The 15,935-nt window shown below is 38.4% G+C and carries 15 protein-coding genes; 11 read left to right on the forward strand and 4 right to left on the reverse strand.

Annotated elements, in window-relative coordinates:
- The first annotated feature begins 5 nt into the window (after positions 1–5).
- From MMB68_RS20340 to MMB68_RS20350, 3 genes are all read left to right on the forward strand, one after another.
- The gene (locus tag MMB68_RS20340) at positions 6–287 is read left to right on the forward strand and encodes a hypothetical protein (protein WP_013057341.1); all 282 of its coding nucleotides are present in this window, start codon (positions 6–8) and stop codon (positions 285–287) included.
- Between the two features lie 99 nt (positions 288–386).
- Entirely contained in the window at positions 387–791 is a 405-nt protein-coding gene (locus tag MMB68_RS20345; protein WP_013057340.1) for a YkvA family protein, read from the forward strand.
- 707 nt (positions 792–1,498) lie between these two features.
- Positions 1,499–2,455, forward strand: a complete 957-nt coding sequence (locus MMB68_RS20350; RefSeq protein ID WP_257041942.1) for an AEC family transporter — start codon at positions 1,499–1,501, stop codon at positions 2,453–2,455.
- Between the two features lie 69 nt (positions 2,456–2,524).
- Here MMB68_RS20350 and MMB68_RS20355 read toward each other — a convergent pair whose 3' ends face one another.
- Positions 2,525–3,394 (reverse strand): LysR family transcriptional regulator, encoded by an 870-nt coding sequence (locus MMB68_RS20355; protein ID WP_264407618.1) that lies wholly within the window; start codon positions 3,392–3,394, stop codon positions 2,525–2,527.
- A gap of 113 nt (positions 3,395–3,507) precedes the next feature.
- Between MMB68_RS20355 and MMB68_RS20360 the strand changes: the two genes are divergently transcribed.
- Genes MMB68_RS20360 through MMB68_RS20375 form a run of 4 tightly spaced genes read left to right on the forward strand, consistent with a single transcriptional unit; the run spans position 3,508 to position 6,246 of the window.
- Entirely contained in the window at positions 3,508–4,089 is a 582-nt protein-coding gene (locus MMB68_RS20360) for a non-oxidative hydroxyarylic acid decarboxylases subunit B (RefSeq protein ID WP_074896569.1), read from the forward strand.
- A 2-nt stretch (positions 4,090–4,091) separates the two neighbouring features.
- Positions 4,092–5,513 (forward strand): non-oxidative hydroxyarylic acid decarboxylases subunit C, encoded by a 1,422-nt coding sequence (locus tag MMB68_RS20365; RefSeq protein WP_221785009.1) that lies wholly within the window; start codon positions 4,092–4,094, stop codon positions 5,511–5,513.
- A 16-nt stretch (positions 5,514–5,529) separates the two neighbouring features.
- Positions 5,530–5,754, forward strand: a complete 225-nt coding sequence (locus tag MMB68_RS20370; RefSeq protein ID WP_269870796.1) for a non-oxidative hydroxyarylic acid decarboxylases subunit D — start codon at positions 5,530–5,532, stop codon at positions 5,752–5,754.
- Between the two features lie 21 nt (positions 5,755–5,775).
- Positions 5,776–6,246: a hypothetical protein gene (locus MMB68_RS20375; RefSeq protein WP_221785010.1), complete on the forward strand. Its 471-nt coding sequence runs from the start codon at positions 5,776–5,778 to the stop codon at positions 6,244–6,246.
- A gap of 18 nt (positions 6,247–6,264) precedes the next feature.
- Here the strand turns inward: MMB68_RS20375 and MMB68_RS20380 are convergent, their stop codons facing one another.
- Positions 6,265–8,343, reverse strand: a complete 2,079-nt coding sequence (locus MMB68_RS20380) for a helix-turn-helix domain-containing protein (RefSeq protein WP_277549285.1) — start codon at positions 8,341–8,343, stop codon at positions 6,265–6,267.
- 169 nt (positions 8,344–8,512) lie between these two features.
- Between MMB68_RS20380 and MMB68_RS20385 the strand changes: the two genes are divergently transcribed.
- The 4 genes from MMB68_RS20385 to MMB68_RS20400 all read left to right on the forward strand — a co-directional run bounded on the left by MMB68_RS20385 (position 8,513) and on the right by MMB68_RS20400 (position 14,123).
- On the forward strand, positions 8,513–9,736 hold the full coding sequence (locus tag MMB68_RS20385) for an MFS transporter (RefSeq protein WP_221785012.1): 1,224 nt from the start codon (positions 8,513–8,515) through the stop codon (positions 9,734–9,736).
- A gap of 22 nt (positions 9,737–9,758) precedes the next feature.
- A complete protein-coding gene (locus MMB68_RS20390) occupies positions 9,759–11,210 on the forward strand; it encodes a M20 family metallopeptidase (protein ID WP_277549286.1) in 1,452 nt (483 codons plus the stop codon).
- A 240-nt stretch (positions 11,211–11,450) separates the two neighbouring features.
- Positions 11,451–13,154: an NAD-dependent malic enzyme gene (locus MMB68_RS20395; RefSeq protein ID WP_277447748.1), complete on the forward strand. Its 1,704-nt coding sequence runs from the start codon at positions 11,451–11,453 to the stop codon at positions 13,152–13,154.
- Positions 13,155–13,166: 12 nt separating this feature from the next.
- Positions 13,167–14,123, forward strand: a complete 957-nt coding sequence (locus MMB68_RS20400) for an AEC family transporter (RefSeq protein WP_063247862.1) — start codon at positions 13,167–13,169, stop codon at positions 14,121–14,123.
- A 45-nt stretch (positions 14,124–14,168) separates the two neighbouring features.
- Here the strand turns inward: MMB68_RS20400 and MMB68_RS20405 are convergent, their stop codons facing one another.
- Both MMB68_RS20405 and MMB68_RS20410 read right to left on the reverse strand, forming a co-directional pair.
- Positions 14,169–15,347 (reverse strand): NAD(P)/FAD-dependent oxidoreductase, encoded by a 1,179-nt coding sequence (locus MMB68_RS20405; protein ID WP_013057328.1) that lies wholly within the window; start codon positions 15,345–15,347, stop codon positions 14,169–14,171.
- 33 nt (positions 15,348–15,380) lie between these two features.
- Complete coding sequence (locus tag MMB68_RS20410; RefSeq protein WP_013057327.1) at positions 15,381–15,833, reverse strand: DUF1641 domain-containing protein; 453 nt, start codon at positions 15,831–15,833, stop codon at positions 15,381–15,383.
- Positions 15,834–15,935: the final 102 nt, after the last annotated feature.

The following is a 15,935-nucleotide window of genomic DNA, read 5'->3' on the forward strand; positions in this document are numbered from 1 at the left end:
AAAAGATGGAGTCCAATGTGCGGAAGGCGATAAAAGAAATTGTATGGCTGCTGCTAGAACAAGACCAGCGCTGGAATGAGTATCTAGTACAGCTGGAGGATTTGAAAATACAAGTGGATTTGAATAGTTCCGCATATGAAGTTCTGAGAAAGATGACGGGTAATTACGAAGTGCTGCTTGAACATATGGATCTCATTCAGCAGTTTGAAAATCATTCTAAAAGTGAAACAGCGCTGAATGACTTAGTTACCATCGTTATGAAGCATTACTCATTAAAAAGTTCATAAGCCTGCTTTGTGCAGGTTTATGGAGTTTAAGCTCTCAATGGAATTCGGTAGAGATAATCGTTTATAATAAGTACATATGGTGATGAAAGGGTGATCGATATGGAAGAGAAACAAGAAATTGTACCCGTTCGTACAGAGGAAACAGCCAAATATTACTCGGAAGAAAAATTTTGGGACAAGCTTAAAAAGTTTGGTAAAAAAGCGGGAGCAAACGTTGTTTATGCCGTATTGCTTTTATACTATACGCTGCAAAAGCCTGATATTCCGCCAAAAGCAAAAGCAGTTATTATAGGAGCGTTAGGTTACTTTATTCTTCCTCTAGATTTAATTCCAGACTTCGCAGCAGGAGTTGGATTTACAGATGATTTAGGAGCTCTAGGGCTTGCATTGATTCAAGTTGCCATGTACATTGATGAAGGTGTTAAACTGAAAGCAAAAGAAAAAATTAAAACGTGGTTTTCAGAAGAACACAATTTTTCCATTATTGATGCTAAAATAAAGTAACGTTATGATCGAAATGTAATTATTAAATTAAGTGAGCAAAAGAAGGTGATAGATGAATCATCTTCTTTTTAACCGTCAATATGTAGGTCTTTGTGACTATATTAATCCTTTTTATGTAAAAAAAGCAGGATTAAAATATTTTTTTCATTAAAATTTTAAGCAATGTAATTGAATAATTGCCCTACAAATGTTAAGTTAAAACATGTTCATAAATTCGTCACAGAAAGCAGTATACAAATAAGTAAGACGGTTTGTAAAAACTTTGTGAAATTATGGAACTTTTTAACTGAGAGTTTCAAACTCTTAGAGATTCTTCCTCATCAATCAGAAGTAGCTTTCTTTCATCACAAGATTAAGCATCTTTCATTTGAAGGTGTTTTTTTTCAGCCTAAGTAAGCCAACAACATGATTGTATGACAAGTTTTTACTAAGGTTGTATAGTTACTGTATTGTATGACAAGTTTTGTGTGATTTGATGTTAAATAAATGAACAGCTTCGAAGTAAATAAATGATTGCAGAAAAACAAAGTCCATGCGTTTTCATGAACCATTATACGTTACTTCATATTTGTAGAGATGTTTAGCAAAAGGGGAGATGAATGGCCTGACGTAAACAATATCCATAGACAAGCCTTAGAAAATAATTATCTTTCTAAAAAAGCAAATTTATATGATTGATTCTAATCTAAACAATGGAGTGTTCAAAAATGGAAATTAGTCAAATCTTTATTATTTTAACCCCAATCTTTTTTGTTATTTTGCTAGGTTATTTAGCAGGGTATTTTAAAAAGTTTGATGCAACAACATCTAAAGGGTTAAATACGCTTGTAACAAAATTTGCGTTACCTGCACATCTATTCGTTGGTATTACAACAACATCAAAACAAACGCTTATTGAAAAATGGCCGTTTTTATTAGCATTAGTTCTTGGTATTATTGGATTTTATGTTCTTTTCTTACTTGTTGCAAAATATGTATTCAAATACTCACTAACAGGCGCGTCTATGTTCTCTTTAAACTCTACGCAGCCAACGTTTGCGTTTATGGGTATTCCCGTATTAGGTAGCTTGTTTGGTGCGGATGTAGTAGCGATTCCAATCGCCATTACGGGTATTGTAGTAAACGCGATGCTTGATCCTTTAGCAACTATTATTGGTACGGTTGGACAACGTGAAAAAAGCGAAAATGATGCAGGAGAAAGCTTATTTAAAGTAACGATTAAATCAATTTTACATGGTCTTTCTGAGCCGTTAGCCTGTGTTCCGTTAATCGCAGTAGTATTAGTATTATTTGGATTCCAAGCTCCAGATTTACTTTCAAGCAGCTTAGACCAAATCGGTTCAATTACGTCTGGTGCGGCACTATTCGCAGTTGGGGTAACAATTGGTATCCGTAAAATTCAATTTAGCCCAGCGGCATTTGGTATTGCGATTTTAAAAGTGGCTATTCAGCCGCTTGTAATGTTAGGAATTGCAACAGCAATGGGTCTATCATCAGCTGACATCGTAAAATTAGTATTATTAGTAGCGTTCCCAGGTTCAGCTGTAGCAGCGATGATTTCAGTTCGCTTTGACAGCTTAGCTGGTGAAACAGCTTCAGCATTCGTACTTAGTGCCATTATGTCACTTGTTACATTACCGCTGTTAATTTCTTGGTTAATGTAATCACATATATGGATATAGAACAAAAAAGGCTTTGCTATTTTAGCAAAGTCTTTTTTTGTGCATTTATATTTAAAAAAGCTTTAAAAATTCTTGGGCGATTTTAGGAAGATAACTGTCGGTACGCCACGTAACTAAAGGTTCTATTACAAATGGATTATCTTCTATGTTTAAAATTTTAATATGTTCTAGTGAAAAAGAAGATAGCATCGAATAAGGAACAATAGCAGCACCGAGGCCACGACATACTAAATTAAGAAGCATCGCTGAATCATGGCATTCGCATAAAATGTTAGGTGTTATACCCATCTTTTCAAATTCCTTTATAATGCGATTGTATATGCTTATTTCCCGGTTTGAGCGAAGAAGAATAAGAGGGAGAGAAGCAATTTCAGCGACTGAAATCTTTTCTTTTGCATAACCACTTTCTTTGGGAACGGCTACAACAAAAACATCTGGTGCAAGTGTTTTTGTTTTGACATGTTTATAAGGTAAGTCAGTAGTAGTGACTGCTACATCAATCTTTCCATCCGTCAACAACTCGTTTAAATGAGCTGGTTCGTTTTCATAGATATTAAAAGTACTGTTTGGATACTGTTTTTGGATAAGAGTTAGCTTATCGAGAACCGTTGATGCACAGTAGATCGTACAGCCGACTTCAAGCTTTTCATTTGTTATACTTTTACATTCCTGTACTTCCAATACTGATTTTTCGACCCTTTGCACAATTTCTTTCGCTCGGTTTAAAAAAAGCTCTCCTTCTGCCGTTAACAATAAGCGCTTATTATTGTTTCGTTCAAAAAGCAAAAGGCCGAGCTCATTTTCGAGCTGTTTTAGCTGTCTGCTTAAAGGAGGCTGAGCCATATGCAGGCGCTTTGCTGCTTTAGTTACATTTAATTCTTCAGCTATGACAATAAAATAATGAAGCTGTCTTAATTCCACTGTATTCAACTCCATACTTTAAAGGTATTATTATATACTTTATCAATATTTTAATTGTATAGAAAATGAGTGTAAAGTTAAATGTGTAACCAAAGCAGAGAGGAGGAAGAGAAATGAAAATAGCTGTAGGAATCACAGGAGCCACGGGAGCTATTTTAGGTATTCGAATTTTAGAGCTTTTGAAGAAGGCTTCTGTTGAAACGCATTTAGTCATGTCGCCTTGGGCTCATGCCACAATTAAGCTGGAAACACCTTATAGCGTTCAGCAAGTAGAAGCGCTAGCAGATTATTGTTATTCATATCAAGACCAAGCAGCAAAAATTTCGAGCGGTTCATTCCGTATAGACGGAATGATTGTAAGTCCTTGCAGCATGAAAACATTAGCATCTATTCGAATGGGACTAGCAGATAACTTAATAGCGAGAACAGCAGATGTGATGTTAAAAGAAAGAAAGCCACTGGTGCTACTTCCTCGAGAAACGCCTTTGAATACGATTCATTTAGAAAACATGCTGGATCTTTCAAAAATGGGCGCTATCCTTGTGCCTCCTATGCCGGCATTTTATAACAAACCTGAGACAATTGATGATATTGTCACTCATATTGCTGTTCGAACGTTAGATCAATTAGGAATTGAGCTTCCTGAGGCAAAAAGATGGAATGGAATTAAACATTTATCACAAGGAGGAAAATAAACATGGCTTATAAAGACTTTAGAGATTTCCTTAATACGCTACATAAAGAAGGGCAGCTACTGACGATTACAGATGAAGTGCAGCCTGATCCAGATTTAGGTTCAGCAGGTCAAGCTATCAGTAATTTAGGAGACCAAACGCCGGGATTATTATTTACCAATATTTATGGGTACAACAATGCAAAGGTAGCCCTAAACGTAATGGGTTCCTGGTCAAATCACGCGTTAATGATGGGACTGCCTAAATCAACTCCTGTAAAAGAACAGTTCTTTGAATTTGCTCGGAGATATGAAAAATTTCCTGTCAAAGTAAAAAGAGAAGAAACAGCGCCATTTCATGAGTGTGAAATTAAAGATGATATCAACTTATTCGACCTTTTGCCATTGTTTCGCTTAAATCAAGGAGACGGCGGCTATTATCTAGATAAAGCGTGCGTCATTTCTCGTGATCAGCATGATAAGGAGAACTTTGGCAAGCAAAACGTAGGTATATATCGTATGCAGGTTAAAGGGAAAGACCGTCTAGGCATTCAACCTGTGCCACAGCATGATATTGCCATTCACTTAAAACAAGCCGAAGAAAAAGGTGAAAACCTCCCTGTATCAATTGCTTTAGGATGTGAACCTGCGATTGTCACAGCAGCCGCTACGCCGCTTCATTACGATCAATCAGAGTATGAAATGGCAGGAGCTATTCAAGGTGAGCCATACAGAATTGTGAAGTCTCAGCTTTCTGATTTAGATGTACCTTGGGGAGCAGAAGTAATTTTAGAGGGAGAAATCTTAGCTGGTGAACGTGAGTATGAGGGTCCTTTTGGTGAATTTACAGGTCATTACTCCGGTGGCAGAAGCATGCCTGTTATCAAAATCAATCGCGTATACCATCGCAAAGATCCTATTTTTGAAAGTCTATATATCGGTATGCCTTGGACAGAAACAGATTATTTAATTGGAATCAATACAAGCGTTCCTTTATATCAGCAGCTAAAAGAAGCATATCCTGAAGAGATTGAAGCGGTGAATGCGATGTATACTCATGGTCTCGTTGCTATCATTTCAACGAAAAGCCGATACGGAGGATTTGCTAAGGCGGTTGGTATGAGGGCATTGACTACGCCGCATGGATTAGGATATTGCAAGCTAGTTATTTTAGTAGACGAAGATGTGGATCCGTTTAATTTACCGCAAGTCATGTGGGCGCTATCGACAAAAATGCACCCAAAACATGATGTCATAACAGTGCCTAATCTTTCAGTTCTGCCACTTGATCCAGGATCTGAGCCGGCTGGTATTACAGATAAAATGATTTTGGATGCTACAACACCAGTTGCACCGGAAACAAGAGGCCACTATTCTCAGCCTTTAGATACACCACTTGAAACTGAAAAATGGGAAAAAATCTTAACGAATATGATGCAAAAATAAACAAGGAGGAATCGACATGCATACTTGTCCAAGATGTGAAACCAAACAAGCAAACGTAGTATCTAAATCACCAGTTGAAGGAGCCTGGGAAATTTATTTATGCAACGTGTGTTTGTTTACCTGGCGTTCTTCTGAACCTGAGACCATCACCAATCCTGAAAAATACCCTCGACCATTTAAAGTCAATCCAAAAGACGTACCGCTGGCAACGCACGTGCCTCCTGTGCCACCGCGATCTTAATCAGCAAAGGTGGTAAGTAAAATGAATAAAGCAGAGCTGCCAAAAGCCGTGCGCGTATTTTTAAATGGAAAAGATCTAGAAAGGAAGCAGCATGATGCGATGTTGCTATCTACAGTGACATCCGAGGGCTTTCCTCATGTAGCAATGATTAGCGCAGGAGAGCTGGTAGCTATTAGCTCTTCACGCGTCAAGCTGTTAGTATGGAAAGATACAACATCTTCAACAAACATGATACAGAATCATAAGGCAACCGTTACATTAGTTGTTGAAGGAAAAGCTTATTACATTAAATTTTCGCTGAAAAAAGAAGCTCCTGTGTCATCAGGCTATGAGCTATTTACGGGAGAAGTAGCCGCTGTTAAAGAAGATTACGCAAAATATGCCGTTCTAACATCAGGAATTCAATTTCAGCTTCATGATTCCAAACAGGTACTAAGCCGCTGGAAGCAATCAATTGAAGCTGTTCTTTCTACTGAAAAAACCGATTCTTAAAAATAAGAATCGGTTTTTTTAGCTGTAGTGAAATTTTTTCAAATAGCACGCTAGCTGAACTTTTAATAGGTGCTCACTATTTGTAAATGATATGTTCATTTTGTCTTCTATTTTCTTTAAGCGCTGATAGAGTGTATTAACATGAATATGAAGCTGCTTAGCTGTAAGTGAAGCAGAGCGGTTATTATCGAAATACGCTTCTAGCGTTTGCTCTAAAGGTTCGTCGTTTAAATGATTGTTCTTAAGAGGGAGAAATACTTCATCAATAAAGGTTTTTACTTCTTCTTTCGATTGATTAATAAATAGCCGGTTAATTCCTATTTCCTCATACAACATGCATCCATCTTGCTGCTGAGACAGAAGGTAAGAGATAGCTTTTTCAGCTTCACTATAACTTTTTCCTATTTGAGTAAAATGAGAATACCGACTTCCAATCCCTGTTTTTACATGACATTCATTGTAGTAACGCCATTTTGAGAGTAAATCTTCTAATTGTTTGATAATAGCATGATGTTTTTCATAAGGGTCAAGCGTAAATACAATGGTTACTTTGGTGTCGAATCCGTATACGACCGGTGCTTTTGAGCTGAAAACCGATTTGATGTCAGATACAAGGCGATGAAGGTGTAAGTTTAAGAGCTGCAGGTCCGCTTGTGAACGAATGGTAATGAGAGCGACTAGAATATGCTTTTTTGTATCAATGTTTAGCTCAGCTGCTTTTTGATACAGCAAAGTGGTGTCATAACACGATAAGTATTCACTAAATAATTCATGTGTTCGCTTGTAAAATAAATCAACTAACGTTTGTTTTTTCAGCATTTCTAATGCAATAACAGAGCTGCTTTGTTCGAGTGCCACTTGATCTAGAGAGGAAAGATCTCCTTGATTTGCCTGCATAATAAGTAACCCTAAGAGCGTGTCAATGCCGTGTATGGGGTGAATATAAACACTGTTTGCCTCATTGTTTGCCTCAATAGTATAAAAACAAGGCTTTGTATGTGAAAGAAAATGTGTGTGAAATTCAGCTGTTTTTGTGTCTATATCAAAGAATTTCAAGAAGCCATAGGTCTTATTATCAACAAAATCTACAATGGTGACAGGAGATGTAACCATTCGGCGCAATTCGGTAAGTATTGGTTCAATTCCTTTACTTTGAAGTGAAACATTCATGAAGGTGCGATGAATTTGATCGCGGCGTATTAAAAGTTCATTTTGTTTTTTTACATCTTCAAAAAGCGCTGAGTTTAAGAGAGCAATCGATACTTGATCGGAAAAGCTTTCTAACAATTCTTTATCCTCTTCATTTAAAAGAGGGGTTGTGCCGTTTTGATAAATAATGAGTACGCATACCGTTTGTTCTTCCATACAAATTGGGACAGAAATGATAGATTGAATGTTTGTAAACGTATAGGACTGATTAAGATAATGAATATTATCGTCAGTCATAGTAGAAGAATCGCGTAATATATCCTCTAAGTTCGTATACATATAGCTTTTATTATGCTTAAATGTCTTTCCGATAATTCCTTCCCCAACTTTCATTTTCATGTTTTGAATTTCACTGTTTGGACCCCCTGACCAGGCGCGAGGCAAAAGAAATTGAGTGGAAGAATCAAACATCCACAGCACGCCCATATCCGCAACAGAAATAACAGAAAGAGCATTTTCCAGAATTCTTGTTAATAGATAATCTGAGTCTTGTAAAAGTGAGATTTCCTTAATGCTTTTCATAAGCACGTTTAAAATGTGCTCATGCCGCTCTAGCTTTTTTTGCAGCACATAAGGAGAAAAGTTAGCTGATAGCTGTTTTATTTGTGGGGGTGTCCAGTCATGCTTAGCAAATATGCGAACAACAAACGCATAGCGATTTGGAAAGGATAAGTAAATTTCCTCGAACTCTTCATATGCCATATGCTTTTGAAAGGAATCACTGCCGTTATGTAGGCTAGTGGGAGGAGTGTAAGTCAGGGATGAACATGAAGAACTGGAAAAAATCACGTTAAAATTTGCAGAATCAATACTTGTCCAAATCTGATAAGGACTATTTTTGATAATAGATGTAAGATAACCTTTCATATTAGCTAATAAATCACTCATGTTAACAACCCCTTATAGACTACTTAATGTAAAAAAATACATAGTTATAGTTCTTATTATATAGAAATACACATTGAAAAAATAGTCAGAATTTTTTAATATTTATATAACAAATTGATTTGTTACAAAACATTACATTAAATGGAATAAAAAGGAGATGAGTGCATTTATGCTAGCAAGGTCGAACTGGAAATACGTCATTTTATTTTTATTATTTTTAGGCTGGTCGCTTGGAAACTTAGATCGTTTTATTATTAATTACGCTATTTTAGATATTTCGAAAGATCTACATCTGAATGCTTCTTCTACAGGCATCATCTTAAGCAGCTTTTTTGCAGGATACGCACTGATGCAAATACCTGGGGGGTGGCTAGCAGACCGCTTTGGATTTAAAAAAGTCATTACAATCGCCGTGCTTTTATGGTCTTTGTTTACGGTTTTTACCGGAATGGCCTGGTCTTTTGCTTCTATTATTATCATTCGCTTTTTATTTGGTTTAGGGGAAGGGAGTTATTTTCCATCTGCATCAAAAGGAATCGCAGGGTGGTTTCCTCAGCAAGAACGCAGTAGAGCCATGTCCTTTTTGTTATCGTCAGGTACCATCATGGGCGTGATTACCCCGATTCTAGCGACTCAGCTGATGCAAACGATAAGCTGGAGAAGCATTTTTTATATCATAGGGGCCATAGGGCTTGCTATTACGGTTCTGTTTGTTTTTTTACTAAAAGAAAAGCAGCAGGGGGAAGAAAGAGAGGCTTCTGCTATTCCTGCTAAGCAGATGACATTAAAAGAAATTATCAAAACTCCGATGATTTGGAATTTATTTATTGCATACTTCAGTATCTACGCCATTAACTGGGGGCTCATGTCGTGGATGCCTACATATTTAGCCGAAGTAAGACATTTGAATTTAACGAACATCGGTTTTCTTTCCGCTATCCCAGCATTTGTAGGCATTATAGGAATGTTTGTTAGCGGCTTTGTTTTAGACAAGCTTCCAGATGGAAAAGACAAGACGATAGCGGCGGTGTTTGGTTTACTGATGGGTATTTTTCTTTGCTTCATGGCCATTTCACCTAGCGTAGGCATGTTTATCGTTTTTCAAAGTGCAGTCACCTTGCTGTTTTCGTTTAATGTGATTTTAATCGCTTCAGCTCCTTTAAAAATGCTGCCTGAATCAGTGGTCGGTTCAGCAAATGGTTTTATCAATACAGGAGCTCAAGCAGCCGGCGTATTAACACCGATGCTCATTGGCTTTTTAGTACAATCGTTTGGCGGTTCGTATAATGCAGCATTTGCTTTATTAATTATTTGCGCTCTTGTCTGTGCTATTTCGTTGTTTTCGATTCGACCTGCAAAAGTGGTAGTGGACGCACAAAATGCTGTTAAATAATGAAGAAAAAGGAGAGTGTCTCATGGATATTATTAAAGAAGTCGAACAACTTATTGAAAAAAAGCGAAACGAGCTAACTCAAATCAGTGATCAAATATGGGAATATGCAGAAACGAGGTTTGAAGAGTATAAGTCGGCACAGCTGATTTGCGACATGTTAGAAAAAGAAGAGTTTACGCTTCGTACACATATTGCTAACCTTGAAACAGGTTTTATTGGAAGTTACGGGAACGGTTATCCGATCATCGCTATTCTCGGTGAATACGATGCGCTTACCGGGCTGAGTCAAAAAGATAAGTGCGCAGTAGCAGATCCAGTCAAAAAAAATGGAAATGGCCATGGATGTGGACATAATTTACTTGGCGCAGGCTCACTAGCAGCTGCGCTTGCTGTCAAAGAATATTTAAAAGAAAAAAATGTCCCGGGGACCGTTCGATACTATGGATGTCCAGCCGAAGAAAGTGGTTACGGAAAGACATATATGGTACGAGAAGGATTTTTTCAAGATGTAGACTTCGCGTTTTCATGGCATCCCGCTACCGTTAATGGTGTCATGCATACGTCATCGAATGCGGTTATGCAAGCAACTTTTAAATTTAAAGGAAGAAGCAGTCATGCAGCTGCTAGTCCTCATCTTGGCAGAAGCGCTTTAGACGCTGTAGAGTTGATGAATATTGGTGTAAATTATATGCGTGAACATATGATAGATGAAGCACGCGTACACTATGCCATTACAAACAGCGGAGGCATCTCTCCTAATGTTGTTCAAGCAGAATCGGAAGTGATGTACTTAATTCGTGCTCCGAAGCCATCTCAAGTAAAAGAACTTTATGAACGGGTTGTGAAAATTGCAAAGGGAGCGGCTTTAATGACTGAAACACAAATGGAACAGGAAATTCAAGGAGCCTGCGCTAATCTAATTCCAAATCAAACAATGGAGCAACTGATGCATAAGCAAATGATGCAGATAAATTTGGCTGAAGTGAAACATGAAGAAATAGCTTTTGCCAAAGCTATTTACGAGTCTACATCCGCTGAAGATAAAGAAGCAGCAAAAAAACAAGTGGGTTCACTGCTAGACAGAGCTTTAGCGGATCATCCAGTCTTCAACCAAATTGCTCCTATGTCTAAAAATGTTTCCTTCATGACAGGATCAACTGATGTCGCAGACGTTAGCTGGAATGTTCCAACTGCACAGTGCGTGACCGCAACGTGGGCTTATGCTACGCCGTTTCATACATGGCAAGCTGTTGCTCAAGGGAAAACGGAGTATGCCCACGATGCGATGTTATTGGCTGGAAAAGCCATCGCGGCTACGGCGATTGAAATGATAGAAAATCAAGAGCTGATTAATCAAGCCAAACAAGAGCTGGAGGATAGGCTAGAAGGGGAAAGCTATGAATGTCTTGTGCCTTCACATATACAGCCACCTAATTACTCAGAAAGTGAGCAGGAAGACTATAGCATGGTATAAAAAACGAGGCGGGGAAAAACGTATTTTCGTGTAAGGAAGATCCGAACGATGAATCGTTCGGATTTTTTTATTGTTAGGTTGAACACAGGTTTCATTTATCCGGCTTGTTCGTCTTTAGACTGGATTGATGTAGTTATGGCTCAATCTCTTTTTTGTTTTCATTAAAAATAAATGGTTAAAAATATATCTCTTTGCTGAACCTAACCCTATCTAATTGTTTAGGAAAAGAGGTAAAAAAACATGAGAGCATATAAAGTAGAAAAAGATGGGTCAATTTCAACTTCATTAAAAGGAAAATCAGTTTTATCCACTTCTTATTTAAATAAAGGTTCCGCTTTTACTGAAGAAGAAAGAGAAAACCTTCATCTGCAGGGACTTCTTCCTCCAACGGTTTTAACGTTAGAAGAACAGGCAAAAAGAGCATATGAGCAGTTCAAAAAAGCACCGAATGATCTTCAAAAAAATAATTCGTTGAATGATCTGCATAACCGGAACGTTGTCTTATTTTATCGTTTATTAACCGATCATTTAAGTGAAATGCTTCCCATTATTTACACGCCTACTGTAGGTCAATCCATCCAAGAATACAGCCATGAATACCATCGACCTGACGGACTATATTTATCCGTAAATGAAGCGGATCGATTAAGTGATGCGATTGAAAACTTAGGACTCGACGGCGAAGATATTGATTTGCTTGTTGTAACGGATTCAGAAAGTATTCTCGGCATCGGGGACTGGGGTGTAGGAGGGATAAATATTGCAGTTGGAAAGTTAGCGGTCTACACAGCTGCAGCAGGAATTGACCCAAGCCGCGTACTGCCTGTTGTTCTTGACATGGGGACCAATAACAAAAAGCTTCTTGAAGATCCTTTGTATTTAGGAAATCGTCATGAACGAGTAAAAGGAGAAGACTATAATCGTTTTATCGCTCAATTTGTAAAAGAAATAACGGCCAAGTTTCCTAAAGCGCTTCTTCATTGGGAGGATCTTGGGAATATTAACGCGCGTCACATTATGAAAGAATACGGCGATAAAATTTTAACGTTTAATGATGATATTCAAGGAACGGGAGTAATTACTCTTGCAGCCGTTTTAACAGCGGTGCGTATTACAGGAACGCCCCTAAAAGATCAGAGGGTTGTTGTATTTGGACCGGGATCTGCTGGAATTGGGAATGCTGATCGTATTCATAGTGCGATGATGCTTGAAGGGCTATCTGAAGAAGAAGCGTATGATCGTTTTTGGGCATATGATTACAGAGGTCTGTTAACCGAAGATATGGAAGATTTAGCTCCTTTTCAACAGCCGTATGTTCGCCAAAATGAAGAGATTAAAGAATGGGAAAAAGACGATGAAAATAAAATTTCACTGTTAGAGCTTGTCAAGCAAGTGAAGCCAACGATTTTAATTGGAACGTCAGGCGTCACGGATGCTTTTACCGAAGAAATTATTAAAGAAATGGCAAAACATGTAGAGCGCCCGGTGATTATGCCTCTTTCAAACCCAACTAAACTTGCTGAAGCTGTTCCGGAAAATATTATAAAATGGACGGAAGGAAAAGCCCTTATTGCAACGGGGAGTCCATTTGAACCCGTTGAATATAACGGGCACACTTATGAAATTGGACAGGCTAATAATGCGTTTGTGTTTCCGGGTCTTGGTTTAGGTACAATTGTGGTTTGCGCTCAAAAGTTTACTGAATCTATGTTTGCAGAAGCAGCCAATGCAGTAGCGCGTATAGCAGAAACAGATACAAAAGGAGATACGCTTCTTCCCAACATTAAAGATCTTCAAAAAGTATCAAAGGCGGTTGCTGTAGCAGTTGCCGATGCTGCTGTAAAAGATAACGTAGCAACTGTTATCGAACAAAATGTAACTAAACTTGTAGAAGCAGCGGTATGGCAGCCTGTTTATAGACCGGTTAAGGCAAAAAATGAATGAGGTGAATGATAAATGAGCATAGGTCAAATTTTTCTCATTCTCGCGCCTATCTTTTTTGTCATTTTGCTTGGTTATTTAGCAGGGCACTTTAAAAAATTTGATAAGCAAACGTCTAAGGGGCTCAACACATTAGTAACGAAGTTTGCGCTTCCTGCACACCTATTTGTAGGTGTAACGACAACGCCAAGAAAAACACTCATAGACGAATGGCCGTTTTTAGTAGCGCTGATTTTAGGAATCGTCGGGTTTTACCTCATTATATTGCTCGTCGTGAAGTATGCAGGGAAGCATACGTTAACTTCTTCTTCTATGTTTGCCCTAAACTCAGCTCAGCCAACGTTTGCTTTTATGGGCATTCCAGTACTCGGAGGATTGTTTGGTGCAGGCGCCGTAGCGATTCCAATTGCTATAACAGGAATAGTGGTAAACGCGATTTTAGATCCGCTGGCAACGATTTTAGGAACCGTTGGACAACGGGGGCGAAAAGAAGGGGAAGAGAAAACAAGTTTATTCAAAGTAACAGTTCATTCTATTTTGCATGGTCTATCTGAGCCTTTGGCATGTGTACCGTTAATTGGAGTGATTTTAACGCTTTGCGGCTTTCAGTCACCTAAACTTTTACAGGATATGCTTGATCAAATCGGAAGTATCACATCGGGAGCAGCTTTGTTTGCGGTAGGAGTAACGATTGGAATTGGAAAAATTAACTTCAGTAAAGGCGCGCTTGGGATCGCTGTCTTAAAAGTAGCGGTTCAACCCATCGTTATGCTCGGAATTGCAGTATGGATAGGATTGTCTTCAGATGAAGTGACAAAAGCTATTTTACTGGTAGCTTTTCCTGGGTCTGCTGTAGCTGCGATGATTGCTTTGCGGTTTGAAAGTTTGGAAAACGAAACCGCATCTGCTTTTGTCATTAGTGCTATTTTGTCGTTGATTACGCTGCCGCTTCTTATTTCTTGGCTTATGTAAATAAAAAAACGAAAGAGGAGAATTCCTCTTTCGTTTTAAGACGGATTAATAAGCTAATGCAAATAATCCTTTAATATGAGATAAGTAACGAACGTTACTTGCTTCTTTCATAAGTGATGCTGGTAAACCTTTTAATTGCGTTTTGTTTCCGCCGATTGTACCAATTGCATCTTTGCGTCCAAGACTTCCTAGTGTACCAGAGAAGACAGGAACGAATGATTCCATTGCTCCGCCGCGAATAGCTACTGCTAAGTTCACGCCTACAACTTCACCCATTTGCCAAGCTAATTGAGCAGTAGGTGGGTAAGGGCGACCTTCTGGACCCATTACAACCGCTGAGTCACCAGCAAGGAATACATCTTTATGAGATGTAGATTGTAAGAATTCATTTACAAGTGCACGACCGCGGTTTACTTCGATACCTGAGTTAGCAACTACAGAGTTACCTTGAACTCCGCCAGTCCATACCATTGTTTTTGTTTCAATTTTGCTGCCGTCTTTAAGTTCAACAGTTGTAGCATCCATTTTTGTTACAGGTGTACCAGTAACAAATGTAACGCCACGTTTTGTTAAGCTTGATTGAGCGCGCTCTACTAATTCAGCAGGGAAGCCTGGAAGAACTGTAGGAGCTGCTTCTACACAGTATAGAGAAATTTCTTTTGGATCAACACCGTGTTTTAGACATAGGCTTGGCATTAAGTCAGCGTATTCACCAACAAGTTCGATACCTGTTAATCCGCCACCGCCAACTACGATTGTACCGTCAGCTTTATTTTTTGTTTTGCTGTATTCAGCGATACAAGCTTCTACGTGCGCACGTAAACGGTTTGCATCATTTACTGATTTAAGAACGAAGCTGTGCTCTTCTAAACCAGGGATACCGAAGTAAGCAGTTTCACTACCTAAAGCTGTAACAAGGTAGTCGTAGCTTAATTTTGTACCATCTTCAAGAGATACTTCACGTTGATCTGGTGAGATTTCTTTTACCGTTGCAATTTTTAAATCAACGTTGTAGTTTTTAAGTAATTTATCAAGTGGTAAAGCTACCGCTTGTTCAGAAACGCCGCCTACAGCTAGACGGTGTAATTCTGTAATGATTTGGTGAGTAGCAAAACGGTTCACTACTGTAATTTTTGCTTCATCCGCACTTAGGTGTTGGCGAGCTGTCATTGCAGTTAATAAACCACCGTAACCGCCGCCTAAAATTAAAATATGTTTTGACATAGTCGATCCTCCGTCCACACTTTTTAATGAAAATTATTTTTGTTTTTCGTTTGTAATGTCTAAATACGCTTGTGCAAAGCGGAATAGTTTTTGAGCTTGTGGATCTTTAAGCATGCGTAATAAACCGAATAAACCGATTGAATTAGAAGCATTTGCTTCTGCACGATCGTTTGCTTCGATTGCAGTAGCTGCAAGACCTTTTACTGTTCCTTCTACTGGCTCGATAAATTCTTTTACTCCACCAAGTAGATCTTCTTTTAATACGTCGTCAGTTAATAATGATTGCGCAACGTCGTAAGTTTTTGTAAGCACCGTTACCATTTCAGATAATTTTGGTAAATTATCTACAAGAACAGTAAGAGCTTCTTGTACTTCAGGCTTTAACAATTGATCTAACACATCCGCTTGACCTTTGTTAACTGCCGCTTCTGTTTGTACAGCAGCATTTTCCTCTGCAGCTGATTTTTGAATAGTTGATTGAGACATGAAAAGTCCTCCTTTGCTGGATACTGTTGCATATGTAGTTCCTAGTTATCTGCTAGACTTTCAAACTACATTGTGAAGTTGTGAAATCTTGCACATAATTCT

The sequence above is a fragment of the Priestia sp. Y58 genome, from assembly GCF_029522095.1.
Lineage (GTDB): Bacteria > Bacillota > Bacilli > Bacillales > Bacillaceae_H > Priestia > Priestia megaterium_E.